Annotated in this window: 17 protein-coding genes; 12 read left to right on the forward strand and 5 right to left on the reverse strand. The window is 51.4% G+C overall.

The features are described 5' to 3' along the window. Positions 1 to 4: 4 nt before the first annotated feature. Positions 5 to 652 carry a hypothetical protein gene (locus tag NZD86_RS21910; protein WP_268044185.1) on the reverse strand — a complete coding sequence of 216 codons (648 nt, stop codon included), beginning with the start codon at positions 650 to 652 and terminating at the stop codon, positions 5 to 7. 69 nt (positions 653 to 721) lie between these two features. After that, positions 722 to 2,251 (reverse strand): peptidoglycan-binding protein, encoded by a 1,530-nt coding sequence (locus NZD86_RS21915; RefSeq protein WP_268044186.1) that lies wholly within the window; start codon positions 2,249 to 2,251, stop codon positions 722 to 724. Positions 2,252 to 2,665: 414 nt separating this feature from the next. On the opposite strand from NZD86_RS21915, the gene NZD86_RS21920 reads away from it, so the two are divergent. Together NZD86_RS21920 and NZD86_RS21925 are read left to right on the forward strand one after the other, a co-directional pair. After that, on the forward strand, positions 2,666 to 3,322 hold the full coding sequence (locus NZD86_RS21920) for a flagellar brake protein (protein WP_268047000.1): 657 nt from the start codon (positions 2,666 to 2,668) through the stop codon (positions 3,320 to 3,322). Between the two features lie 148 nt (positions 3,323 to 3,470). Next, a complete protein-coding gene (locus NZD86_RS21925; RefSeq protein ID WP_268044187.1) occupies positions 3,471 to 4,358 on the forward strand; it encodes a diguanylate cyclase domain-containing protein in 888 nt (295 codons plus the stop codon). 381 nt (positions 4,359 to 4,739) lie between these two features. On the opposite strand, the gene NZD86_RS21930 is transcribed toward NZD86_RS21925, so the two are convergent. Next, entirely contained in the window at positions 4,740 to 5,855 is a 1,116-nt protein-coding gene (locus tag NZD86_RS21930; protein ID WP_268044188.1) for a hypothetical protein, read from the reverse strand. Positions 5,856 to 5,875: 20 nt separating this feature from the next. Continuing rightward, positions 5,876 to 6,976 (reverse strand): tetratricopeptide repeat protein, encoded by a 1,101-nt coding sequence (locus NZD86_RS21935; RefSeq protein WP_268044189.1) that lies wholly within the window; start codon positions 6,974 to 6,976, stop codon positions 5,876 to 5,878. A 105-nt stretch (positions 6,977 to 7,081) separates the two neighbouring features. Here NZD86_RS21935 and NZD86_RS21940 point away from each other — a divergent pair, with 105 nt between their 5' ends. The 8 genes from NZD86_RS21940 (at position 7,082) to NZD86_RS21975 (ending at position 15,826) form a co-directional block, all read left to right on the forward strand. Further along, complete coding sequence (locus NZD86_RS21940) at positions 7,082 to 7,915, forward strand: Rpn family recombination-promoting nuclease/putative transposase (protein WP_268047001.1); 834 nt, start codon at positions 7,082 to 7,084, stop codon at positions 7,913 to 7,915. A gap of 584 nt (positions 7,916 to 8,499) precedes the next feature. Further along, the gene (locus NZD86_RS21945) at positions 8,500 to 10,068 is read left to right on the forward strand and encodes an Ig-like domain-containing protein (RefSeq protein WP_268044191.1); all 1,569 of its coding nucleotides are present in this window, start codon (positions 8,500 to 8,502) and stop codon (positions 10,066 to 10,068) included. 22 nt (positions 10,069 to 10,090) lie between these two features. After that, positions 10,091 to 11,575, forward strand: coding sequence for a hypothetical protein (locus tag NZD86_RS21950; RefSeq protein ID WP_268044192.1), 1,485 nt, complete (start codon positions 10,091 to 10,093; stop codon positions 11,573 to 11,575). Between the two features lie 611 nt (positions 11,576 to 12,186). Beyond that, on the forward strand, positions 12,187 to 12,954 hold the full coding sequence (locus NZD86_RS21955; RefSeq protein WP_268044193.1) for an IclR family transcriptional regulator: 768 nt from the start codon (positions 12,187 to 12,189) through the stop codon (positions 12,952 to 12,954). Between the two features lie 44 nt (positions 12,955 to 12,998). Continuing rightward, a complete protein-coding gene (locus NZD86_RS21960; protein WP_268044194.1) occupies positions 12,999 to 14,099 on the forward strand; it encodes a CaiB/BaiF CoA transferase family protein in 1,101 nt (366 codons plus the stop codon). Continuing rightward, positions 14,024 to 14,839: a hydroxymethylglutaryl-CoA lyase gene (locus tag NZD86_RS21965; protein WP_268044195.1), complete on the forward strand. Its 816-nt coding sequence runs from the start codon at positions 14,024 to 14,026 to the stop codon at positions 14,837 to 14,839. Before NZD86_RS21960 ends, NZD86_RS21965 begins: the two co-directional genes overlap by 76 nt. Before the next feature lie 29 nt (positions 14,840 to 14,868). After that, the gene (locus NZD86_RS21970; RefSeq protein WP_268044196.1) at positions 14,869 to 15,390 is read left to right on the forward strand and encodes an MFS transporter; all 522 of its coding nucleotides are present in this window, start codon (positions 14,869 to 14,871) and stop codon (positions 15,388 to 15,390) included. Then, complete coding sequence (locus NZD86_RS21975; RefSeq protein ID WP_268044197.1) at positions 15,371 to 15,826, forward strand: MFS transporter; 456 nt, start codon at positions 15,371 to 15,373, stop codon at positions 15,824 to 15,826. Before NZD86_RS21970 ends, NZD86_RS21975 begins: the two co-directional genes overlap by 20 nt. A 68-nt stretch (positions 15,827 to 15,894) precedes the next feature. On the opposite strand, the gene NZD86_RS21980 is transcribed toward NZD86_RS21975, so the two are convergent. Next, positions 15,895 to 24,075: a glycoside hydrolase family 94 protein gene (locus NZD86_RS21980; RefSeq protein WP_268044198.1), complete on the reverse strand. Its 8,181-nt coding sequence runs from the start codon at positions 24,073 to 24,075 to the stop codon at positions 15,895 to 15,897. A 109-nt stretch (positions 24,076 to 24,184) separates the two neighbouring features. Between NZD86_RS21980 and NZD86_RS21985 the strand changes: the two genes are divergently transcribed. Next, positions 24,185 to 25,438, forward strand: a complete 1,254-nt coding sequence (locus NZD86_RS21985; RefSeq protein ID WP_268044199.1) for an amino acid permease — start codon at positions 24,185 to 24,187, stop codon at positions 25,436 to 25,438. Positions 25,439 to 25,443: 5 nt separating this feature from the next. Then, entirely contained in the window at positions 25,444 to 25,707 is a 264-nt protein-coding gene (locus NZD86_RS21990) for a hypothetical protein (RefSeq protein ID WP_268044200.1), read from the forward strand. Positions 25,708 to 25,806: the final 99 nt, after the last annotated feature.

Genomic DNA, 25,806 nt, shown 5'->3' on the forward strand with positions numbered 1-25,806 from the left:
CCGATTATGATAGCGATCCTGGCTGAAACGACTGCGCGATTGTACTGACGATACTTCCGTACGTGCTCTGTGCTGACTTCGGATATTGAATCTGTAGCTCATAAAGGTTAGTGGACCCGACAAATACCTTGTCATAAACAATATTCGATCCGCTGTATCCCGACACCACAGCCCAATTTGCACCACTTTGATGGTACGTCGGTTGCATCGAGGAGGAGAGGGAGGCCAACTCGCTGGCAACTGTGTCCTTGTTTACATTGAACTGTCCAAATGCTTGAATCTTCACCTCATTATCCGGACTGTACCAATCCTGCCCGTCTCCATTTTGGGATGCGGGCGCCTTAACGAACGTCGACGGAACACTGAGTGAAAATCCATACCTACTATTTGTATAGCTTACATAGTTTGTCGTAGATGGTTGTGCATTCCCTGTCCCACCCAACTCATTGCCGATGGAAGTCGTATTGTTTTGTGTGTCGTTACTACCCGTTGTATTCGACGAATCGGTATTCGCAGTGTCATTCTGCTGGGCTCCAGATGCCGTGTTTGTCTCACTCGTGGGTGACGAACTCGCAGCTTGAGACGCGCATCCTGTCGTAATCAGCATAGTTAGCGCGATCCCGACCCCTAACCACTTACCATTAGCGTTCAAATCCCTGCCTCCTATATTTCCAGCTAACAATGAAATCATCACAGCGATCGCGATTTGGTCCGCCTGAGCTCAATGTTGTGGTGTTAACTTTGCATTCTGTGCAGACACGTATCCTGTGAAACTCGTACCAGGCGATTGTGCATCATTCGTGTCGAAAGACTGTTCGTACAGTTGAATCTCGTACATCCCGTTGTTTGGGCTCGTGGTTTGGGCCACAACGAAATCGCCGTTGTGCAACGTGGCAATTTGCTGTGAGCCATCGCTCGAACTGTATACAGGAACGGATGTGTTCGTGCTTGTTTGACTGGGAACCGTAACGCGATAAACATTTGTGAACTTCACGTACTGTGAGTCGACCCAACCCACATTTGCGATATGGTACCAAGGCACGACGTATGCTCCGGCCATCCCTTGTTCGATTTCATCGATATTCACCGACTGCCCCGCAGGCAATGTTGGCGCCGGACCCGTGTAAATGTACGTCGTCCACATCGAGTAACTCCACACACCGTCTTGTGCAAACCCTTGCTTCGCTTCGAACTTCTTCACGGCAGCCGCTGTGCCCGGACCAAACTGTCCGTCCACTTTGAGTCCAGCACCAATGTGACTGTTCAAGTACTTTTGAATTTCAGCTACGGGTTCACCTGAACTACCGTTGCGGAGTGGTCCGAAGAACATATCAGCCATACCATCCCCCATGCTCGGATAGTATGGTGCACCGCCGTAGTACGAGTTTGCCTGTGTCGTGCCCACGGCACCGTTCACGTTGAACACCGGTTCCGTCGCACTTTGCGGCTGCTGAACGATGGCTGCTGGGTACTGAGGATAGTCGTTGACACTTCCCCCAACCGAGCTTGCTAACTGATTCATTAGGGATGCGATGCTGTTTGCCCAGTACGGATCGGTGGCGTAGTGAACGTTCATCCCATTCAAGGTTGGAGACACGTATTCACTGGCTCCTGGATTCAAGTAATTATTCCGGACTTCCCAGGCTTGAAACTGAATGGCATAGTCGTCGCTCGGGAACATCCCAGCATCGTTACCCGGGTTTGCATCATATGCCCCGTAGCCAAACAAATTGTTTTTCGCCAGTGCAATAGCACTCTTTCCCCATGCACTCTCTAAAATTGCATGCGAGACGAGATAGTTTGCGTCTACACCGTATGTATTCTGTGCATTGACGAATGATCGCCCCAACCCTTTCATGGGAGCGCCATTCTTGCTCAAAAATGCATCGATGCTACTGGCACTGACATTGTTGGGGGCTGCGTCGCGGAGATCGACATTCGTAAACGACTTACCGTGCAGGGATGATAGAATCGCATTCCATGTGGCAGGCCCTACGACACCGTCGACCTGAAGATGACGAGATCGTTGAAACGACTTGACGGCACTCAGGGTCTTTGGGCCAAAGCCACCGTCAACCGATCCGGCAGAGAAACCAAGTGAATTCAAGTCCCTTTGCAATGTCATGACGGCTGAACCGGTTGAACCGGATTTCAAAGTGGGTTCCGAGGTTTGCGCGTGGACCACGACGGGTGCTGCGACGGAAAACAGAACGGGAAACGAACTAGCAAGTAGAAAACTTCTAAACTTCATGAGCAACCTCCGTAAAATTAACTGCGATTCATGATGAGAGAGTGGCTCGCGACAATAGATGGGGATCATTGCATACATCAAAAACAATTACCTTACTTTGAAATATCGCTTAATTCGTCCATCCATCTTACAACTTACCCTTTAAGTCTACATTTTGCATCAATTTTCAACAATTCGACTCAAGAATTTCTCGTACACGGATACAGAACGAACACCATTTTCAAACTATACGGCCGACGTCTGACTCAGACGCCTGACCCGTGTTCTCAAGAGTTTAGTAATGCATGATGTGAGATCACGAAAAGACGAATCATCACCGACGTAAAAGTATTGTTCCCGTAACACATTCGCGTGGTGTATAATCCTGTCGATTGATGTCGATATTTGGTTTAACCATTACAGAGGGTGAAAAACATGACTCCGTTGGACGAGGGACAATATATTTTTCTATTTGTTTCAAAAGGGGAAGACAAAGGAAGATACGACTCTAGGGTACAATCGATTGAAAACGGAACGATTCTAATCGATATTCCATCGGACGTGAACAAATCTTCCTTCAGACGAGCAATTCCTGTTGGAACGCGACTTATTGTAACATTTTCCGTTCAGGGTGAATCCTTACCATATTATTTCGTTAGCGAGGTGACTCAGATTCATTCAGACCACTTAGCAATTAAATACCCTACGAAAATTGAATCAAAAAATCTTCGTGAATTTTACCGAATTCCTGTGAACTTGAATATATCTGCATACTTATTAGGGTCACCGGAAAGTTCCCGCGCAATGAAATGTGTGGAAGTTTCAGGAAACGGAATGGTTCTCGAGACGGATGAGAGCGACTTATTCCAAAAAGATGACAAAGTAGAGATCGAAACCGAAATAGAGTTACACGGTCATAAACATGTCATCCAGACCCCAGGAGTCATCTTACGAATCAGTGGGTCTCGTGAAAAAGCTCATAAAACCAATTATGTGGTTGAATTTGTGGGTATATCCGAAATGGACCAAGAAAAAGTGGTTCAGTATGTCTTTGACCAGCAAATTAAGCAACACAAAATGCACGAAATGTAGGTTGTACTGGTTACCGGTCACGATAGATTATAGACAAATTCGCTGAATTCCTCTCAAACGTAGCCACCATTTTACGGTGCGAACTTTAACAATGCTCCCTGTAAGTGTCGACAAAGCATCCATACGAGATTAACGAGAGAGGGTCTTCATGAATCCAAACCAAATTCATCTTACTGATATTCAGTCCTTCATTGACGCATTATCTGACATTGTACTTGTTTACAGTGTTGAGAGTAATGAAACGGTCCGCCTCGTTTCAGCAAACGGTGCCGCGTCCAAGGCCGGGGTCACGAGTAGTGATGTAGGAAAATTGATGAAAGAGGTCGTAGCCCCCGAGCGATATGAATGGTTACAATCGGTTGCACACCATGTTATCAAAACACGGAAGCAGTACAGGTTTGAGCGACAATTTGACAATGCGACTGGCAAATTTGTCATCGACGTCGTTTTGACGCCTGTAGTAGACAAGGGGTGTTGTACTCACATATTACTGGTGGCTAGGGATTTTACTGATCGAAAACACCACGAGGAAGAACTAGAGTTTATAGCGTTTCATGACCCACTAACTGGTGCATATAACCGTTCTTTCTTTAGACAGCGTTTGAACAATGCAATTATTCGGCATGAACGAAGTCATGAGGGGTTTTCCCTCGCGATTCTCGACTGTGATGGCTTTAAGGCAGTGAATGATACACTTGGACACATCGCTGGTGATGCGATATTGACGGAGCTGTCCAGCAGAATCAGTTCAGTAATTCGCAGTAATGACACCTTTGCTCGTATGGGTGGCGATGAGTTTTCTTTATTGTTCGAAGGTCTCTTTGTAGCGGAATGCATTCCGTTTCTGGAGCGATTAATGGGCGTGTTATCTGAACCATGGGAAGCGGAAGGACAGACTGTTCATCTAACTTGTTCAGTTGGTATTACAGACTCAACTACTGGGAATTCGGCCATGACTTTGTTCCGACACGCAGACAGAGCGTTATACGATGCCAAACGCAATGGGAAAAGTCAATATTCCATTTACGGATCTTAGAACCCGCTTGTGCGGGTTTCTCTTTAACTTGATTCAGATTTTTTACCGTTATGGCACGGGCGTAAAGACCCTTTCGGGGTGTACATCACGATCACGCCTGAACCGGCACGAGTCGTAGAGGACGTTAGCTCTCCTCCACGACTCGAGCGACGTTTCCGCCACAAACGGCGCAATGACCCCGCAATACAATGTCTCGTCCGGCCGAGTACACTCTATAGTTAACAATTTCTACCGCGTCTCGACAATGGGAACACCATGCATTGTGAAGAAGCAGTTCGCGATCTCGTTCGGGAATTGCCTCCCACCACTCCTTTGGAGTGCTTCGTCCTGCCATCTTTTCCACCTCCATGATAGTCTTGATTAGGGTACGGCGAGACGCTCTTACCGTCTCTTTTTCTTTTTGGTGCGATGTCGACGGAAAGTTCCAGCACCTGGTGAACGCACCTGTTTGCCGAGATAAATGTTCGCCAGCCCAGAAAAACTTTGAATGTCGTCGAGATAAAAATCAAACGACCGAATGTCCAGCACTCGCTCTGACGAAGAAGCGTGTTTACCATGCTCTTCCGCGACCGATTGGGCCAACTCCATCGGCGGTAAAAATAAATCTGTATTGCCCGTGACCATGGTTACGTCGAGTAAGTTGCGAAGCAAGACGCACAACATATCGTGTAGGGCTTGGGCATTCAATTTCTTGTAATATCGAGCATGAACAAGGGCCAGATGGGAGTGGTGAATACAAGCATCGAACTCGTCCAGATGATACAGGATGTTTGCCAATAATACATGGGATTCTACCTGCCCAGCGTCACAGCGAAGGGACTCTTCAAATGCAACGACCGCCAATTCCGGTACACCGCCCCGATTATACACATTGCCAAGGCGATTCCAGAGGAATGCGTCATTGGGGGTCTCGTGAATCAGATCGAGCAAATGCTCCTCGGCGTCTGTTGCCCATTTCGGCTCTGAGCCGTCAAACGTTTGGAAATGGCCAAGTTGAACAATCGATTCTTCAAACGATTCCTCATAATTCGTCCTAAGCATCGAAGCGAGCAAAAACATCATGAAGTCCTTGGGGAAGGCCCAATTTCCTGCAGCGTTACAGTGCTTGCACCGAAAATACCCGGTACACTGGATGTGTTCTACGACGTTGCTCTCCCAATTGTCTAAAGCCTCTTCATTTGCGGCATTAAATGATGGTCCGTTTCGTTTTTGATACTGCTCTGGATGTACGGCGATCAGCCCAAGATCATACTTGCCTCTCTTACCACATTCCTGGCACGTCAACCAATGTTGGTTGTCTCGGTAATCCTTGGGGACTTGGTCTCTTTTCCGATGAACCAACGTTGCATATTCGCTCGGCAGATCAGACAATCGTACAGATGGAAATGGCTTGTCCGTCGGCATATTTCCATCGAGAGCTTCGAATAGCCGCGGGTTAATTGGTACTTTCGGCGTCTTTTTGCTTGTCGTCGTCGCTCGACCTTGTACAGATGGCATATGCTGCTCCCCTCGTTGCGTCACTGCTTGGTTTGATCTGGCGTCTCCACTACCATAGTTAAGACAACCGTACTTTCCCGCTCACGAACATGGAATTCCACGGTACGTGAAAGGCAATCCCTGAATGGCTTATGTATCACATCAGTCCACAACAGACCCGTCCGCCTCTCTTCGCGCATAGTGAATGTCCACTGTCGCACTTTTTCACGACGTATGGGTTCCGCACTCGCGTCCTTCAAGCAGACCTCAAAGCGTTGCCATGACGGTCCGGCGTAAAACGCACTCTCACGCGCCTTTATCGCTTCAAGAGCCATTCCGTTTGACTGATATATTTCAGCCAGCCATTCGTAGTCCTCCCCACGCGGATGGTAGCTGAGCCGGATAGCCAACTCCCCATATTTCACCGCTTTTCCGTATTGCTGGCGGGCAACAAAATAGTTGGCCAAGTTGCGCAGCGTACGGCTGCGGACGGATGGCAGACGGTTTGGTATTGGTGGCTCCACTGAAGCCTCAGCTTCTGCAACTTCTCCGTGAGCAGGGCACAGGGTACACCACCAATCGACAAGGTACTTACCGTGTTCGTTGTATAGGCGCAGCGACAGTTTACCATATTCCGCGGGTTGGTATAGTTCTGGACTTTGTAGGAATTTCGGATTCTCCCGCAACATCCGTTCCTTAAACTGCCTGAGATGTTCACCGTCCAAGATACAAACGGACAAAACCGGAGTCCATTCATCGAGATCGAGCATATGAGCACACTTTCCTGCTATCCAATTGGTAAATTGAATAACGGATCGACATCTATCCGGCTCCACCACAAGTGAATTTCGCATTTTCTGAACGATTCTCCTCAAGGATGCTTCACAGGTGGTGGGGGCGTCCTTCAATTGGACCCCTGCCTCCTCTGGAAATCTGTTTGTCCAATTGGAAACCGAAACCAGGGTTATGCTTAGTCCGATCACTGCAGGGACAACAGATGCCTCTGCTTCCTGTGCGACTTCTTCCAACTGACGGCACCAATACGCGATGTGTTTTACGCCCAGTTCGACACAGGGACTTTGTGAACCTCCCAGGGAGGGTGGAGTATGAAAATCAGCAGAAACGCCATATCCATTCGGCAACGATGAATGTCGATTTTACCGGAGTGACGGTCAATATGCTTTGGTCATTGTGAGTGTGACCATGATATAATTTTGTCAAGGACAACGATTTGGGCGGTGTTACAGATGGAGTTGCTAAAACCCAAGATCGATTTCGTGTTCAAGCGCATTTTTGGAACTGAGGAAAATCAAGATATTTTGCTTGATTTCGTCAACTCCGTTTTTGAGTCCGCAGGCGAACCACAAGTCCTGTCCGTGGACATCTTAAACCCGTACATTGATAAGGGCGCTGTTCGAGATAAACAGTCTATTCTAGACATTCGTGCTCGTGGTGCAGATGGACAGTACATCAACGTCGAGATTCAATTGTGGAATCGTAAGGACATAGAGAAACGGACACTGTTTTATTGGGCGAAGATGTACAGTGGTCAACTGGAGGAAGGTGATCCGTATCGAAAGCTGAGCAAAACGGTCACCATCAACATTTTGGACTTCGATTACATTCATGCCGAGAAATATCATACCACCTTCCATTTGCGCGAGGATTCAACGTCCTTGATGTTAACAGATGACATTGAGATTCACTTCATCGAACTGCGAAAATTAAAAGAACAATCATATGGTACACAACGACGCTTGGTCCGCTGGATGCTATTTATTGCGGGACTTAGCAATGAGAAATTGGAGGAATTGGCCATGGAGGAACCAGTCATCCGCAAGGCGCTCACCACGTTGGAATTCCTTAGCCAAGACGCGGAGGCACGTCGCCTGTACGAAGAACGCCAACGAGCACTACGGGACGAAATTTCAGCGGTCGAAGGTGCTCGCGAAGAAGGGCGGGAAGAGGGCCGCTTGGAAGTTGCCCGAAACTTATTAACCATGGGATTAAGCGTAGTAGAAATTGCTAAAGCAACCGGCCTGCCGGAGGAAGATATTCTAAAATTACAGAAACCTAACTAGTGGGTAATCGTGATGATTCGCCTTTTGTTTACAAGGGAAGCTTACGCAGGGGGGAGTTGACGATTGAGCATTTGAACTTGTACGACCCTCCCCTCGATTCCCGATGAGTCGATGGTGCGTTGGGGTCGACAAGAGGAAGGCCTCTAAGACCATCGCTCGTGTGGGTGCCTAAGTGTATGCCCAACTTAGAAGCTACGTCTCCCGATTTTGCAATTTATTCACCTCCCACGGTGGTCCGCGCATCAAGGTCAGAACACAGTACGGACCGCATATGTGATGTCTCGATCATGACGCCACCTTTACAAGCCCCGCATCCTGCCAAATGGTGTCTTCCTCCGCGTACGGCGACGGGCGGACTACTCCGCTTTACATACCGAATCTCCCGATCACGCCCGACACATCATGACAAGCCACAATGGGTGAAAAGCCGGAGGTTCGTCCGAATGACGTGGCTAATCGATCAACAACGGTGCCACCGTAGCCTTATCGCCAACATGGAGTAAAAACGTTTTGTGTTTTACTCACCTTCGATCTATATTAATATTCAGAAAATATTATATCCATGGGACGAGGGGAAATATGATATGAAACGTATTCTAACAGGCCTTGCAGCCACAACCGTTGTGATTGGAACAGGTCTACCGATGGCGTTCGCGTCAACTTCTTCAACCAATTCGTTCAAAGCATCGATTTCCATCAGTGGAACGACAGTCAGCACAATGTACGGCGTCGTTGCCAATGACGGCAGCCACGACACATCGTATTTGCCGGTATATTATCTCAATCAATTATTCAACAAGGCTGGCTACAAGGCTACGTGGAACGGCTCCACACATACATGGGCACTCACCACTTCCAAGACGAATATTGACTTTTCCAAGGTCAACGTGGGATCCGGTAACACCAGCGTCACTGTGAACGGAAAACTCGTCAAGAAATTCAATACCATTGTCCAACACGATCCCGCCGCCCCAAATATATCCACGACATTTGCCCCGATCTACTATGTGACATCTCTATTGGGGGCATACGGATGGGTCGGAAATTGGAACGGCAACACACATACTCTGTCTGTGAACCCAGCGGCCAATCAGGCTGCCATTTTCTCCGCAGTCGCTACAAACGGAAGTATCACAGTTGTGTTTGATCAGCCGCTCACCTCCACACCGGCTGCTAGCGATTTTGTAGTGACGGGATCGGTCGGATCGAGCTCAACATCCGTGCCCGTATCTAAGGTGGACGTAAGCGCTGACAAGAAGACGGTCACCCTCACCATTTCGGAAATTCCACCTACTGCACACCAACCTGTCCCACATTACAGCGTCAAATACCTCGGCGGTGCGACGGTCGCAGCGTATGAACGCGTCGTTGCAGTCAACGACGGCACACTAGGTGAGGTTGCAAAAACCGTCCAAGTCGGTCAAACCGTGACTGTTGCTGGTGTAAGTGACCAGTGCACACCGATGCCGAGCATCACATTCCAATCCGACAACCCAGCGGTCGCAACGGTGACGGCAGATGGAACAGTCACGGCTCTCACATCCGGTGTGGCACACATCATCGCAACGGACGCAAAGGGCTTCACAAGCATCGTGCCGTTCACGCTAACCGTACAGTCGCCTAATGATGCTTCGATTGCGTCAGCAGTCGCGACGAATGGAAGCCTGACTGTTGTCTTTAACAAGCCACTGACGGCAACACCTGCAGCGTCAGACTTTGTGGTCACGGGCACAGTTGGCACGACGGATAGCCCAGTTGCGGTTTCGAAAGTGACGATGAGTACTGACATGACGACGGCCACCTTGACCATTCCGGAAATTCCACCAACAGCTCATCAGCCAATACCACACTACAGCGTACAGTACCTTGGCCAACCGGCTGTCACAGGGTATGAACGCGTCGTTGCAGTCAACGACGGCACACCAGGCGAGGTTGCAAAGACCATTGCCGTGGGCAAGACATTGACGGTTGCGGGTGTAAGTGATCAATGCACACCGATGCCGAGCATCACGTTCCAATCCGACAACCCAGCAGTGGCAACTGTGACGGCAGACGGAACAGTCACCGCCATCGGAACCGGCGTCGCACATATCGTCGCAACCGATTCGAAGGGATTCAAGAGCATCGTACCGTTTACAGTAACGGTTCAATAAGGAATCAGAGGGACATAGGGCGGTGAGTAACCTGATAAAACATGCAAAATTAGCGGCTATTGTAGCATTGGCTGTCGGTTCAGTTGGCACGTTTGCGGTGCCAGAGATGACCCTGGCAGACTCAACGACATCGACGTCTGCGGCGTCGGCCAGTTCTTCCACCGATACAACGACCAACGTCCTTGGCGATCCGGCCACCCAGCAAGGCACGCTGACGCTGAGTGGGAAATATGCCGTGATCGGTCAATCGGTTTCGCTCACCGCAAGTGGACTACCGGCCAATCAAACGTTTCATTTAGTGTGGGAAACGTTCAAGGGCACCTGGGATCTGAACGGAAACTCGTTCATCGGAGAATCTTACACGCCGGGTGTACAGACGGTCGCTTCCGTATCCTCGGACGCCGCAGGGAACCTGAAGACATCACTGAAAATCCCTGCTGGATACGGCGACATTCACCAAATTGGTTTGGTCAATGCTGATGGTCAGGTGGTAGCTCAAGGGGACATCACCATCAAACCGACAGCAACCATCAGCAAGACCACTGCAGCCGACGGCCAGTTCCTTAACATTCGGGTCGACGGCATGGGTTACGGGGCGTACAGCAGCGATTATCAAGTGATGTACGACAACAAACTTGCAGGTAATATTTCAGCGGTCACAACCAACGGGACAGCGAATTTTCAAGTGCGCGCCGAAGGGGGCGGGCAGCACCACATTGACATTGTTCCGGCGTCTATAGGACTCCCCTACCTCAACGAACAGCAGTCCCCGTATAGCTGGAAACCTAGTTTTGACTTTCCCGTCAACGTGACAAAGGGTAAGCCAACAAATGTTTTCGATCCAATCCCGTCACCGTCCCCTTCCACTGGAACAAACCTTGTTGCATCACCAGGCCACGGTGTGACGGGCAGCACGTTCACACTGAGCGGGAAATCCTTGCCGCCGAATACAGCCCTGACAATTCAGTGGTCGAATACGGTGGGCAATCACGTCACGTCAAGCGGTTACCATGACGCAGAAACAGTTCTTGGAACCGTGACCACCGACAAAGATGGCAACTTTACAAAGAAACTGACCGTCCCTGTCAATGTGGGTGGTCCTCCGCATACCATTCAGATCGTGGACGGCGCGAACAACGTTCTTGGGACGACGAACTATCAGATCTACCCAAGTTTCGTTTCGGCCCCCAAAACTGTAAAGGCAGGGTCACTATTTACGGTGCATTTGCAAGGTACAGGACCAACAACTTACGACAACTGTTACAGCGTCCTGTACGATAACGGAACCATTGGCTATGCCTGCGGGTTCAACACGAACGGGGACGTGCAAATCCAAGTTCGCGCAACCGGGGCACCGGGTGAGCACTTCCTTGATATCTACCCGACCATCCAACAAGGCAACCAGAAGGTGCCCAACGTTTATCTGCTTCCCTTGTTGACCTATCAAAAGGATCATCCGGGAGAATGGCAGCCAGCGTTCCATATTGCGTTTACCATCACCAAGTGAAGCGACTGAGGGTGCCGCCAAGGTATGAACCACCGTAATACGTTTGAGTAGTCGCGGGTCGTGAACCGGATCGCCATGAATAAGGGGCTGTCTCGCATGCCATCGCAGGATGGGTGCAGGGCAGCCCATTTTGGTCGGGATCGGGCTCGACCACTAATGCGGATGCCCAAGCTGCTGATACACGAGAAGAAACACTTTAGAGGTGTATGGGGCACGGGGTCACGAGGGCAAGGAGGCGCGCGCAATAGGTGACTGTCAGTCCGTTATCGGCAGGTCGCGATGACGTAAGAGTGACTAAAGGAACTCGGTACCTCTGTTGGGTCAATTTTGAGGATCTGAAGCACCTGTTGATGGAGACAAAGGACTGCGAGGGTCTTGTTTGTTCATGGAGAGGCATATTAGTTCGGATTAAGGAATAGAAGTCCGTTGTTCCGTCCGTTCAGCCCCCCTGACACCGTCACCCCCCTGACACCGTCAGCCCCCGACACCCGGCCAGCCATCTCTAAATGTTTTTCCTTTCCCATAATTCCGCTTCTAAATCCAATGTAAGCGCTTTATAATTAACTTCTGATCACTCAGTGGACGTTGTGTCCGATAGGTGGACGTTTATCGTGGATGGATCGGGTGATAGCTCAGAAAAAAACCAGGTGCTCAGCAAGATTGTCCAAATAATGGACTACGTCGTTCATATGGATTCAAGCAAATTTTCGATGCAACAAATGTCTCAGGACTTGCAGATTCCGCGGGGTACACTTTACCGACTGATCGACGCCTTGGTCGAGGAACGGTTGCTCATTCGCCAGCAGAAGGGGTTCCATATCGGCTTGAAGGTGTTTGAGTGGACGGTTGAACTCTTGAACCAGCCTGATGTAGTGGGATTGGCTCATCCGTTCTTACAATCGCTGGCGCTCGAGAGTGGCCTGACGGCATCTCTGTATCTGCGAATGAATGAGTATCGCGTGTGTCTGGATCGTGTGGAAAGCGCAGCGACCCTTCGACCGACCGTTCGGATCGGAGAAGCATTGCCACTGCATGTGGGTGCACCGGGCCTTGTCTTGTTGGCGTGGCTACCTGCAGAACAAAGGCAACTATATCTGGCTCAGTCGCGCGCGCAATTTCCTCACTACGAACAACACGCGGACGACTCGATGTTTTCGCGTGTCAGGCAGCAAGGGTGGGCGTTGAGCCTAGGCGAACGCGACGAGCACATGGCGTCCCTGAGCGCACCAGTATTCAGTGCGACTGGTGACGTTGCTGCCGCTATAGCGCTGTCCGGAATACGCCACCAGTTTCGTGCTGAGACACACATCGATAACTGGCGAGAAATGCTGGTGACCACCACAGTAAACATCTCAAGGCTATTGGGCAGTCAGAATTAAGCCGAGGTTCACCTGGAAGACGGATATACAAAGGAGTGCCGTACATGTCAGCAGAGAGTCAGTTCAGCAGACCATTAGAAGGCATTCGCGTGCTTGAACTAGGTTCGGTTGTTGCAGGACCTTTCGCGAGTCGGTTACTGGCCGACTTTGGAGCGGAGGTGATCAAGATCGAGCCAAAGTCGGGTGACCCACTTCGCACGTGGGGACGGATGTCTCCTAACGGATGGTCGTGGTGGTGGTACTCGCAAGCTCGAAATAAGAAATTGATGGTCGTGGACTTGCACAAACAGGAAGGGCAAGACATTGTGCGCGAACTGATAAGCAAATCGGATGCGCTCATCGAAAACTTCCGACCTGGAACCATGGCCAAATGGAAACTCGGCTATGAAGACGCCAAACGAATCAACCCCGGCATCGTTTACACCAGTATTTCAGGTTATGGGCAGACAGGGCCGTACAGCACCCGTCCTGGGTTTGGCAATATTGCCGAATCGATGAGCGGGATGCGCTATGTGACGGGGTTCCCGGATCATCCACCGGTGCGGGTTGGTTTTTCCATCGGCGACGAGATCACGGCTTTATACGCCGTCATTGGAACCCTCATGAGTCTCTTGCGGAGGGAACGGGCGCAGGATCGACAAGGGGATTTTATCGATGTCGGCTTGACGGAGGCTGTGTTCAGTCTGACGGAAGCCAGTTTGACCGAGTACCTGCACGAAGGAGTCGTCCAGCAGCGAAGCGGGAACCAACTGGCGCGCTCTGCGCCGTCCAACATTTATGCGACGAAGGACGATCGGTGGATCGCAATCGGCGCGAACACAGACAAAATCTTTCCTCGTCTGCTCGGCGCCATGAACCGTCTCGATTTACAAAGCGACTCTCGATTTCAAGGGAATCAGGCTCGCGTGAAACACGCACATGAACTGGATGAAATCATCTCCGCCTGGACCCAGCAATTTTCTCTCTCTGAAGTCAACCAAATTTTGAGCGATCACGATGTCCCAGCCGGACCCGTCATGAGTGTGGCAGACATCGCTAATGATCCCCAGTATCAGCACCGCGAGATGGCTTGCAGGATGCCCATGGTGAAATTAGCACAGAACAGAAGCTGCGCCTGGTCCAAGAGTTGTTTGCAGCTGGCGTAGCCCAAGTGGAGGCGACATCGTTCGTTTCCCCCAAGTGGATTCCCAAGCTCGCGGATGCAGAGGCTCTGATGAAGGAACTGACGGATAAGTCTGACACCATCGGGCTGGTGCCGAACTTCAAAGGATACCAGCGCGCTGAAGCGGCGGGTGTCAGCGCCGTAACGTTTGTCGTCTCCGCGAGCCCGCGACACCAGCAGGATAACTTGCGCATGTCGCTGGAACGTTCTCTCGATGAACTGCAACGTATAGGAGAGGCCGCCCGCAATAGTGGAATTGAAGTGCGCGGCGCCATTTCCTGCAGCTTCGGCTCACCGTACGAGGAGGAAATCATCACACCCCACCAAGTGGCGTCCATCGCGAAACAACTGGCGACGCTCGGGGCCAGTGAGATTAGCCTGGCTGACACAGTCGGCGTAGGGACGCCTGAAGTAGTCAGCGCCGTCCTCGATCACGTCCGCCGCGAGTTACCGAACACTTCCTTGGCACTGCACCTTCATGACAGGTACGGTCTCGCGCTCGGCAACATCGTGATCGCCTTGGAACGAGGAGTCACGACATTTGAGACGGCACTTGGCGGTTTGGGCGGTTGTCCGTTCGCTCCAGATGCCCCTGGCAACCTCAACACGGAAACGTTTGTCGGTTGGATGCAACGCATGGGAATTGAAACTGGCGTCGATCTCACAGCCCTAGCCGCCATTCGTAGTTGGCTGCTGGATCAACTGGAAGTTTCTCAGTCCTAATTCATGAACGATTGTAGGAGGAGATTTCTATGTCGGACATCGCCATTGCTGCACGGCTGAACCAAATGCCCATCGGCAGCTTGCACCGCAAAGTGACTGCCATTGTGGGCGTCAGTCTGTTCTTTGAGCTTTTCGACGTCTATTTGGCTGGCGTGCTGGGCTCAGTGCTGGGAAAACAATTTCACGTGAGCAGTGCAATCCTTCCTCTCTTACTCGGTTCGGCATTTTTAGGTATGTTTCTCGGTGCAATTTTTTTGAACGGACTGGCGGATAAGATCGGTCGTCGGAAAGCCCTCATGTTTGTATTGTCCGTTTATTCAATTTTCACGTTTATCGGAGCATTTAGCCCGAATGTAGGTTTTCTAATCGTCTTTCGGTTTCTAGCTGGATTGGGCATTGGTGGTCTACCACCGCTGACTGATACGTACCTGAGTGAGTTGTTGCCATCCGAAAACCGCGGTCGAATGATGGCATGGGCATACACGCTCCAATTTTGCTCGACACCAGTGGAAGGCTTTTTGGCCCGAACTGTTGTCCTTACCCATCATTGAACGGGTACAGCGCAAATGGTTGATTGTTGGCGCAGCCTTCTTCATGGCCGTGTTTGGCATCCTCTTTGGTATGGCCAACAGCCCAGCGCTGATCATTGTGTTCGGATTTTTGTACACGCTGGTTAGCAATATATTCTCTAACTCCTATCACATCTTTCAGGCTGAGATCTATCCGACGTCTATTCGGGCAACTGCTGCAGGTTCGGCCTACAGTCTCAGCCGTCTCATGAGTGGTTTAATGCCGTTTATTCTCTTGCCAGTGCTAAAGCTTCACGGCGCGACAATGATGTTCACCGTTGTGGCTCTCGCTATGGTCATCATCATGATCGACATCGGTGCGTTTGGCCCCCGCACGTCTGGTAGATCGCTCGAGGAAGTCAACGAGTCAATGTTGCACGGACAGTCGAACGGTACGGGGCAGACTTTCCAGTCCTAAAGAACGCGAAAGAAAGGGCCTGTCCCCAACCAGCATGAAAATGCTCAAGGATAGGCCCGTCTGACCGTTTATCCGACAGTAGAAAGTGGCTTCCGAAACGTGCGAACAGTGACATGATGAGTCTTTCCGTCATCTACAAGCTGCAGATACTCGCCCTCTCGTTCTTCGCCGTCGATGATCCAAACTGTCACTGGCTCATCTCCACGTCGCCGATGATCTTCCGTGCCGCTGTAGTCGTGGCGGTCGACATGTCCGTCAGATCCACACTGGACCTCAATGGCATACACCGCTTGACCGAATCTGTAGTGCACTGTGAAAGCGTCCCATTCCGGCGGAACACACGGCCGGATATACAGGCGATCACTGCGACGCATCACACCCAATACATATTCAATGCCAGCCTGGTACATCCAACCTGCAGCCCCTGTGTACCATGACCACCCAGCGCGGCCCTCGTGCGGCTCCGCTGTGTAGACGTCCGCGGACATCACATACGGTTCATTGCCGTAGTTCAGGACTTCCCGTGATGTTTGGGTATGGCGAATGGGATTGAGCATGGAAAAAAGTTCAAATGCCTTATCACCCCTCCTGAGCATCGACCAGGCGACAATGCTCCATATGACGCCGTGCGTGTATTGCCCACCGTTCTCGCGAATCCCCGGTGGATAACCCTGAATGTACCCTGGGCTCGGCTTTGACTCATCGAACGGCTTTGTCAGCAAGCGCGCAAGGGAAAGCTCGCGGTCGACAAGTTCACGATCAAACGATCGCATCGCCCGCATTTGCCTATCTTCAGACGTTCCTTGCGAAATGACCGACCAAGACTGAGCGATGGCATCAATCCGACATTCCCTGTCCTCGATGGAACCAAGCCAAGTGCCCGCATCGGTGAATGCTCGACGGAACCAAGCGCCATCCCATGCATACGTATTCAGACTATCTTCGAGCTTGGCAACCAACTGGCGAAACTCTGCAAGCTCGTCGGTGAAATCCGAATGGAGATCGACATCTTTCCCGATGTGGATGAAGCGCTTCATAATGTCGAGCAGGAACCAGCCAAGCCACACGCTTTCTCCCCGTCCCTTTGCACCGACGTGATTCATTCCATCGTTCCAGTCGCCGGTACCCATGAGGGGAATACCATGTTCCCCGAACCGCGACGCGTGTCTGATGGCTCGCAGGCAATGTTCCAGAATTGTTCCCTGCTCACGGGACACCACTGTGTCTTCGTATCGCTCTAACTCTTTGTCTTTCAGCACTTCGCTATGGATAAACGGTATCTTCTCCTTGAGAATGTCGACATCTCCTGTGTGTTCGATGTAGCGAGACACCGCATACGGCAACCACAGCAAGTCATCCGAAAACTTTGTCCGGATGCCTTTTCCGGTTTCGTCGTGCCACCAGTGTTGCACGTCTCCTTCCTGGTACTGATGGGCGGCATTGTGCAGAATCTGCTGCTTGGTGATGTCAGCGTCTGCATGCAGCAATGCGAGCGAGTCCTGCAACTGATCGCGGAACCCGAACGCGCCACCCGCCTGATAAAATGCCGTTCGCGCCCATAGTCGGCAGCACAGTGCTTGATACACGAGCCAACCGTTCAACATCACATTCATGGCCCGATCCGGTGTTCTGACTTGAATTTGCCCCGCGATTCTGTCCCAGTATCCAGTGACGGCAGCAAGCGCTTCATCGTAGGCGGAGCTTCGGCTGTACCTTCGAATGAGCGTTGACACTTCGCTCTTGGATGCGGCGCATCCGAGCAGAACCGTGACGGTCGCGTCCTCATGCGGCGGGATCTCGATGACCGTCTGTACAGCCCCACAGGTGTTCGCAAATGTACCCGTTCGCCCGGACAGTTTGGCTCTATCTAGTGCAGCGGGGTGTTCTAGTGTTCCGGAGGGCCCGATAAACTCTGTTCGGTCTCCAGTCCACGAATACAGCGCGCTGTCCGTGCTGTCGGATGGCGTCTCGCGGGCGATGTGCACAAAGCCAATGGCGTCCCGAAACGTCATCTGGTAAGTGTTGCTTGCGAGCAGCGTAGAGATTTCCTGATCCCAATCGGTTGCGATGAACGGAGCCTCTGCTTCTCGGCTGACACCGAGTACCCATTCTGCGTAATACGTCACGGCGATCCGCTTGCGTACGTCACTCTTGTTGCTCAGTTTGAGGCGGATGATCTTTAGCGGATCGTCCAGTGGAACGGTGGTTTCCATCTCGTGAACAACGTCACCGCCGGACTGTGTGATCCGACTGTAGCCCCACCCGTGTGTGACTTCAAAGGCGCGGTCGCCGCCAGCTGGCTTGGGTGTAGCCGACCAGACATCGTTCGTGTCCAGGTCGGATAGATAAAGGCATTCGCCGGGGCGGTCAAGAACGGGATCGTTGGTCCAAGGCGTCAACTTACATTCGCGTGAGTTGCGCCACCAGCTGTACCCCGTCCCTAATTCTGTGAGGATGCAGCCGAAATGTGGATTCGCGAGAATATTGCTCCACGGTCTCGGCAGATACCAGCCGCTTTGCACGTACATTTGGTACGCCTTTCCGCCCTCGACGAAGCCGCCCCAGCCGTTAAAGAACTCACCCTGTGGCGGAATGTGAGGCGTACGCTGGCGTTTGGGCTCAGCCACGGGACGAACACGAAAACCTGGCTTCCCTCCACCGTCTTCCGTCTGTATTTGTGCAAGAAGGCTTGGGCCGCCTGCACGCAACCAAACGCGAGCCACAGCCCTCAAGAGCCTCAACTGCTCCTCTGCAAGTTGGGTTGCTTTGAGACCCACAATCCTTTTCAGCTCACCGATGCCGACAGCAGCAAGATTTTCACGTAACCTATGGATCAGTTCGTCCTGATAGCCACCGCTTGTTTCATCGATGACGACCAAATCTGCCGCCACCCCCATGTCATACAAGTACTGGTGCTGGCGGGCAACCAGTGTGACAAACGGCAAGTCCGCCAGATTCTGTACACTCACCACAGCAATCGGGGCGTCTCCGCTAACGCCAAAGGACCACAGTGAAGACCTGCCAAGTACATTTTTCTGTATCGCCTCGCGGCGCCCGCGCGACAGTGGTGATGTATAAAGAAGTTGACCAGCTAAGTGTTGAGCCTCGGTCGCTTGTTGTGGGGTCAAATGCAGATGTCGCAAATCGATTTGCGTCCGTACCCACGCCAAGTGAAAGGCTCTGTCTGCCTGAGATGGCTCTCGCAGGTGCCGTACAATATCCAACGCCCCATCTCGGCTGTCGGCAACGCCCGTCACGATGTACAATGTTGCACTCTCCCCCGGGGCGACTCGGAGGGACCTTCGCATAATGAACGCAGGGTCAGCGACAGAGCCGACCGAACCTCGAAGCCGCCCAACTATAGCCTTTGGTGATCGGAGCGAGTAGCCTCGACCAATAAATGCCGCCCGATCCGTTTCGAACTCGTACTCGCCCGTCTCCCGGCCGTCAACAAAAGCGGTATGAACAGCCCACGTTTCGTGTTCATCTTCTTCGCGTGGTCGGCGTTTTGCGAGCAGGCACTCAAGAGCGGCCTCATGGCTGGTTTGAACAAACAATTTGCTGAAGGCCGGATGTGCGCTGTCGGCAGATTGCGTGGCCAAGGCCAGTTCGAGAAATGTTGTGATTTGTAACGTACGCTCCTCGGTGCTCTCATTAACGAGTCGAAGCCTTCGAACCTCCGCGTCACTATCTGGCGCCACGGTAATTTCCAGGCGGGACGAAATCCCGTTCCAGCGACCCTCGTAAACGGCTTTATCGAGGCGGAAAACTGATTTTGTTTCCTCGAGTCCGCCACACGGAAAGTTCGCAACACTCCAAGTGGCCTCTGATCCAGCGTCGTGGACATAGGCAATCGCACCGGATGTGTCAATCACCGGATCTTCCCGCCACCTGGTCACATTCAGTCCATTCCAGGTCAACAGACCATTTCCATCATTGGTCACGATACTTGTCATACGCCCGTTCGACATCACGTTCACTTCTGGTGTCACGGTTTGTTCGCTGAACGTCCGTTCTGTTTCGTCCGCGTGACCGTTCATGTCGGGCAGCTTGGCATGTGTGCCAGGAACTTCGATCATGGCCGCTTTGGCAGGTATCCGCTCTTGAAGCAGCAAATCGGCTGCCCTGACGTGAGGATCTGCATGGAATCGCTCAATCATCGCGTTGTCAGTGAGCAAATTGACAAGCGTGAGCATACTCATGCCTTGGTGATGGGCCATAAAACTTTGAATGATTTTGTATCGACTTCCCGAGGGCAACCGCTCTACGGTGAAGTCGACCGCTTCATAAAAACCGAACTCGCCAATCGCCCCGATTTCTTTGAATCGGTTCAATGCCGAAACAGCCGCTTCACCGGCGTATGGCAAAGCGAGAATCGTGGCATACGGTGCAACGACAAGATTGCGTTCCAGCCCCCTGTCCAGTCCCAGTCCTGGCACACCAAATGCCTGATACTGGTAGTTCAGCTGATAGTCAAATGCGTAATACCCACTTTCTGATATCCCGAACGGAACCCGGTTCATGTCTGCATATTGACGCTGCCGATGGATTACCCCATGGTAGGTGGAGTCCCATACAGTGTTCCGGTAGGTACGCATAATGAGGCCCGGCATCAAATATTCAAACATGGTTCCTGACCAGGACAACAGCGTTTTGAAATTCCCCGATCGCGTCATCGTACGGCTCAAGGCGAACCAATGGGAAACGGGTACTTGCCCAAGTGCGATGGCCACGAAGCTCGCTTGACGTGCTTCCGATGCCAAAAGGTCGTAAAGTATCGTTTCTCGCCGGTTCGCATCCACGTGAAATCCCAGACAAAACAATTGTTCGTCAGCATTGTACAGGCTCTGGAAGTCAGTGTTTTCGATAAGCTGTTCGATGGCTTCCGCTAGTCCGTCTATTCTCGCTGTGAGGGACACTTCCTGACACCCCTCTCGAAGCGCTTGTAGAACGACCAGCAAATACGCTATCAAGTTCCCGGAATCCACAGTAGACACGTATCGAGGGGCAAGCGGCATGGCCGTTTGCGTGTCATACCAGTTGAACAAATGGCCATTCCATTTTTCCATTTTACCGAGCGTCTCGATGGCGTTCTCCAGACGACGGAGCATCGTCTCGTGATCAATAAAGTTGAGGTCCCGCGCTGCAACCACACATGCTAGATACAGTCCGATGTTGGTGGGAGATGTTCGATGGGCGATGACCTCTGTCGGATGATACTGAACGTTGTCGGGTGGCAGCCACGATTCTTCAGCAGTGACATATCGCTCATAGAACGACCAAATTTGACGAGCCCGCTCGTTCAACATTGGTCTGGCGGCGTCAAGCCACGCCAGCCGTTGCACGTTTTGCGGGCGATTCAAACGCGCGACCAAAGGACGAGCCAGAAGCCAAATAACGAGTCCAACCGTTCCGAATACACCATTTTTCACATCGCCAGTCAGCCACGCGGTGGCGGCAAAAAGAGCCATCACAACGTATCCAATTGGTTCATACACGAATACCCGTCGATTCGTGGGGGCATGATCCGTTCGTTTTGCCGGTAACCACTCCAGTAAATTCCGTCGGCTCACAAACATCCGGTAGAGCGCTCTTACAATTGCGTCCCCCGCGAGGATGGCGGCAAATGGCAACGTGATCAGTTGGACGCCGCATTGCATAAACGTGACACCCACGGGCTTTAATCGCCTATCGCCCAGAAGTGCCTGCAGCAACGTCCGAATGAATGGCAAGAAGATGGTCAACAGGATGACGGTTTCCCAGACCAGTTCCCGACCTGGGAGAACGTGTAATCCAAGCCACGCCACGATGAACAAGACCGGGGCAACGAGGCTCCGGCGCATACTGTCCGCGATGAAAAGACGAGTCATTCCGCACAAATCAATACGCTGGCGGACGCCATCTCTGTTTTGACACGTGCGGCTCAACCACTTCATCAGTTGCCAATCGCCGCGAATCCAACGGTGGCTCCGGCGCTGGTAGGCGTAAAACGTGGATGGATAGTCTTCCACGATCTCGATATCGGAAGCGAAACCGCAACGCAGAAATCCTCCCTCGAGTACGTCGTGACTCAGGACATGATTGTCCGGAATTCGATTTGCGACCGTTTTGTGAAATGCCTCTACGTCAAAAATTCCTTTTCCCACGAAAGCCGCTTTGCCAAACAAATCTTGATGGGGATTGGCAACGGCGAAGGCATACGGATCGATTCCCGGTTCCCCGGTCCACAGCGCAGCAAACCGAGACTTTTGCGTGGATTCAAAACTTACAGCAACACGGGGCTGCAGCACGCCAAAACCCTCGACGACACGAGTGCCGGCCTCATTGAGACGCGGTCGATTGTAAGGGAAGTGGATGGTTCCAGCCAAACGACTGACGACGCCGATAGGGAGTTGCGTGTCGTGATCGACAGTAAATACATAGCGTATGTCTCTGAGGCATGCCGTTTCGCCGTGAATGGTTGTAAAACTGGTGTCTTGACTGCCGGCCAGTCTCTCCACGAATTCGACCAGTTTGCCGCGTTTACGCTCCCATCCCATGTAGATATCGTCGACTGGATTATAGCGACGGGAACGGTGAAATATAAAGAACTTATCACGCCCGTACTTTGCCCGTAGGTCATCGATTCTGCGGATGGCATGCGCCACCAGCCGCTCATCTCCCTCAACGGTCTCCGCATTTGCGTCTTCAAAGTCTGCCAGTACGGCGAAGTAGATATGTTGCTGACGATTTGCCAGATAGTGCACGACTAATCGATCCATGACGTCGTCCACGTCTTCAACAGTCGACCAAATGACGGGAATCACCACCATCGTGCTGGCATCCTCAGGTAAACCGTCGGAAAAGTCGTAGCGCAGGAGCGTCGTGGTGCGGAAAAACCGCAGAATTCCAGCATGTAAAATCGTGGTTGTCCATTCGCTGACTGGCAGAGCCAGCGCCAGACAAACGAAAACCCAGGATAAACCCCGAATGTTTAGCCCGTACGTCAACCACATTGCTGATAAGACCATCATACCAATAAATAGGACGGCTGCAGCCGACATGTACGTCGACAGAGGTTGACGACGCAGGGTTAGTTGCGGCAACCTCCGTGGCCGTGTGACTTCGGACAAAGCTCGGCGCATCGCGAGAATTCCGTTGGGATCGAGCAGATAGTGGCCAAGGCACCCCTCACGCGGAAACAAATTGTCTCTATTCGCATCGCCGCGGACACTGTTGTCTGTGGCCAAGTGTACCGCGGTGTGAGCCACCAACGTTTCAGGAACATTCAATTGTCTCGCAATTTCAGTGACACGCCCGCGTAGCAGGTCCTGACTTGTGAAATCCATCCGTTCATATTCACTTGGTGCATGAGCTAAAAGGATTTGCTCCACGTGGGAAATCTTTTTGAAAGTGGATCGCCATGGATGCCGCTCAAGGGTGTGCAGGCTCGTCACCAGGTTGCCGCAAATCACCTGCAACTCCGCCTGAAGTTGATGCTCAAACGACACCATCTTCTCTAGGCTCGATTGGCTGTTTTCGATATGTGCGGCAAGCCAATCTCGGACGATTCGGATGTCGGGTTCCCACTCGTTTAAGTGCCGCAGAAGATGCACAACCCCCACAGGGGTGAACAATTTTTCCTGTTCTGGACGATCCAGCAACGTGCGGATTTGTTCGCCCGTCGCGTGCTTTTCACCAAGCCGTTCCAGCAGGGCGGCAACAGAACCACAAACTTCATGTCGGTGCTGGACTTCACGCATGGCCTGTGCGAGGCGATGAATGATGGCCACCCGCATAACCGGAGACAGAGCCCAACATTCCATCGTCTTTAACGCGGAAACTTCCTGATAGGCTTGTACGTAATTCTCAAATGATGCCACGTCGTAAAGTCCGTCTGTATGCTCGAGGTAATCGTCGCAGATTGCATAAATGCGCGGCATTCCGGTATTGCTGCTAAATCCGGTACGCCAAGTGATTTCGTTGCTCCGCAACGCTGGAAGTTGCTGAAGCGTCTTCCGCGGCAGCTTTCGCAAAACCTCTTGGGCTTGTGTCTCCAAAAAAGCAATGTGGTCAAGCAACCAGTCTTCCGCTGGTTGCATGCATTCCGCACGGCTGTTCGCTAGTTGTTCAGCAAACGCGTGAAGGCCAAGCATGTCAGATTGAAAAACTGACCAGAAGCGTCGGGTTCGAAGATTGGATGTTGTTAATTCATTTGTCAACGCAAACTCACGCGCTCGTGCTTGGAGTTGGTCACTGTTAAGAATCATGGGGCCTCCTGAGTACGGTCAATGGTTTGCAAAATGTGCTCCGAATGATAAACCACAAATCATCAATATTTCTAAATATACCCACATCCAAATCGGTTTATGAATTTCAATGAAGAGTTATGGGGCAACCCATGTAGAGCCGGGAAATGGGTTTACCGGGACAACGCCATTGGCGACCGTGCAAGAGACGGCAGAGCTCCCCGCCGTGTTGTACCTCTCGGAGATATCCCATATGCACAATGGCCGAGGGCACGTTTTTGGAGGGGGACTGTATGTCGATCGTGTTCGTGGGCACTACGATTTAAAAGCTCGTGTTGGTAAGAATTTAGCGGAGAGAAGCGTGGAATTGATACCGGATGAGGGTGCAGTTGCAGCAACCTGCGCCTTAATGGGACCCGCGACCTCGATTTATTTCAATACCGGCTTAGGTTTGCAAAGCGCAGGAAACGCGTTTGGGTTTGCATTTTTAGTAGCAATGGTGGCAATGTTCTTCGTCGCCTACGTCATTGCACAGTTCGCCAGAAGGTTGCCAAGTTCGGGATTTGCATACACGTTTTCCGTGAACGGTCTGGGTTCTCGACTCGGGTTTCTAACGGGCTGGTTGCTCGTGGGTGGCTATGCAATGTTATCTCCCATGTTGCTCGCTGCGATCGGGTATTTTTTGCATCTCTTTTTCACGCTCTATTTTGGTCTGAATATTGCCTGGGGGCTTTTTTCAATCGTCGTTGGTATACTCATTTTTCTCCTGACTTGTATGGGCGTCAACCAATCCGTTCGGGTTGCGCTGGTGATGCTTGTTATTGAGGTAGTGGTCATGCTTGCTTTCTTTGTCACCGTCTTGATTCACGGGGGCGCACAAGGAATTACATTTGCTGCATTCAACCCCAGGAATACGCTCAGGCCGGGTGATTGGAGTGGCATCGGGACAGCCATATTGTGGGCCATTTTAATGTTCGTCGGATTTGAGAGCGCTGCTACGCTTGGGGAGGAAACGAAGGATCCAACAAAAAACATCCCAAAAGCATTGTTTTACGCAGTGATTGGCATCGGTATTTTCTTTCTGATTGGTGCGTTTACCGCAGTGGTAGGCTACGGACCAAGTCATATCAGCTCAGTTGTAGCAAGCATTGCAAAGGGAAACAACCCCTGGGATGTTCTCTTTACTAGATACTGGGGCACAGGTGCTTCTGTAATCCTCATGTTAGTGATTTTGAATTCCATCTTTGCCAACTTGTTATCTGGCTTTAATGCGGTGGTTCGAATTATCTATGCAATGGGACGCGAGCAGTATTCCCAAAATTTCTCGGTAATGTATCTGAACGGAGACAGGTGCCCATCAATGCATCCATTATTTACGTGGTAATTAACGTGAGTCTCTTTTTCTATTACCGCCGGATTGGTCAGTTTCACTGGTTTAAACACTTTGTCATGCCATTGATCGCCACCGCATTGCTATATATGCCGATTACAGGTGTTATCATGTCGACGCTCCCTTCCGGAGGTGGAACCGCACCAATGACATACATCCCTTATGTAGTTGTTGGTTGGATCGTACTCGGTATTCTATACATGTTTTATCTCTCAGCAAAGCGAAAGGAAGTATTTGAACACATGGGATCGGTATTCGAGTGAACTACTCCCGCCTTCGCTAACGCTTAAAGGCGGGAGCTTCTTGTTTCATCGACCACTGCCTGCTGTAGCAGGTCTTACGTAATCTCCGCAAGCGTGAAT

The sequence above is a fragment of the Alicyclobacillus dauci genome (genome assembly GCF_026651605.1).
GTDB lineage: Bacteria > Bacillota > Bacilli > Alicyclobacillales > Alicyclobacillaceae > Alicyclobacillus > Alicyclobacillus dauci.

Bases quoted from the DNA above. Each gene is read 5' to 3' on its own strand.
- NZD86_RS21940 (WP_268047001.1), top strand. From the start codon at position 7,082: ATGGAGTTGCTAAAACCCAAGATCGATTTCGTGTTCAAGCGCATTTTT.
- NZD86_RS21930 (WP_268044188.1), bottom strand. From the start codon at position 5,855: ATGCCATCTGTACAAGGTCGAGCGACGACGACAAGCAAAAAGACGCCG.
- NZD86_RS21970 (WP_268044196.1), top strand. From the start codon at position 14,869: ATGTCGGACATCGCCATTGCTGCACGGCTGAACCAAATGCCCATCGGC.
- NZD86_RS21985 (WP_268044199.1), top strand. From the start codon at position 24,185: ATGAAGAGTTATGGGGCAACCCATGTAGAGCCGGGAAATGGGTTTACC.
- NZD86_RS21980 (WP_268044198.1), bottom strand. From the start codon at position 24,075: ATGATTCTTAACAGTGACCAACTCCAAGCACGAGCGCGTGAGTTTGCG.
- NZD86_RS21960 (WP_268044194.1), top strand. From the start codon at position 12,999: ATGTCAGCAGAGAGTCAGTTCAGCAGACCATTAGAAGGCATTCGCGTG.
- NZD86_RS21920 (WP_268047000.1), top strand. From the start codon at position 2,666: ATGACTCCGTTGGACGAGGGACAATATATTTTTCTATTTGTTTCAAAA.
- NZD86_RS21925 (WP_268044187.1), top strand. From the start codon at position 3,471: ATGAATCCAAACCAAATTCATCTTACTGATATTCAGTCCTTCATTGAC.
- NZD86_RS21915 (WP_268044186.1), bottom strand. From the start codon at position 2,251: ATGAAGTTTAGAAGTTTTCTACTTGCTAGTTCGTTTCCCGTTCTGTTT.
- NZD86_RS21945 (WP_268044191.1), top strand. From the start codon at position 8,500: ATGAAACGTATTCTAACAGGCCTTGCAGCCACAACCGTTGTGATTGGA.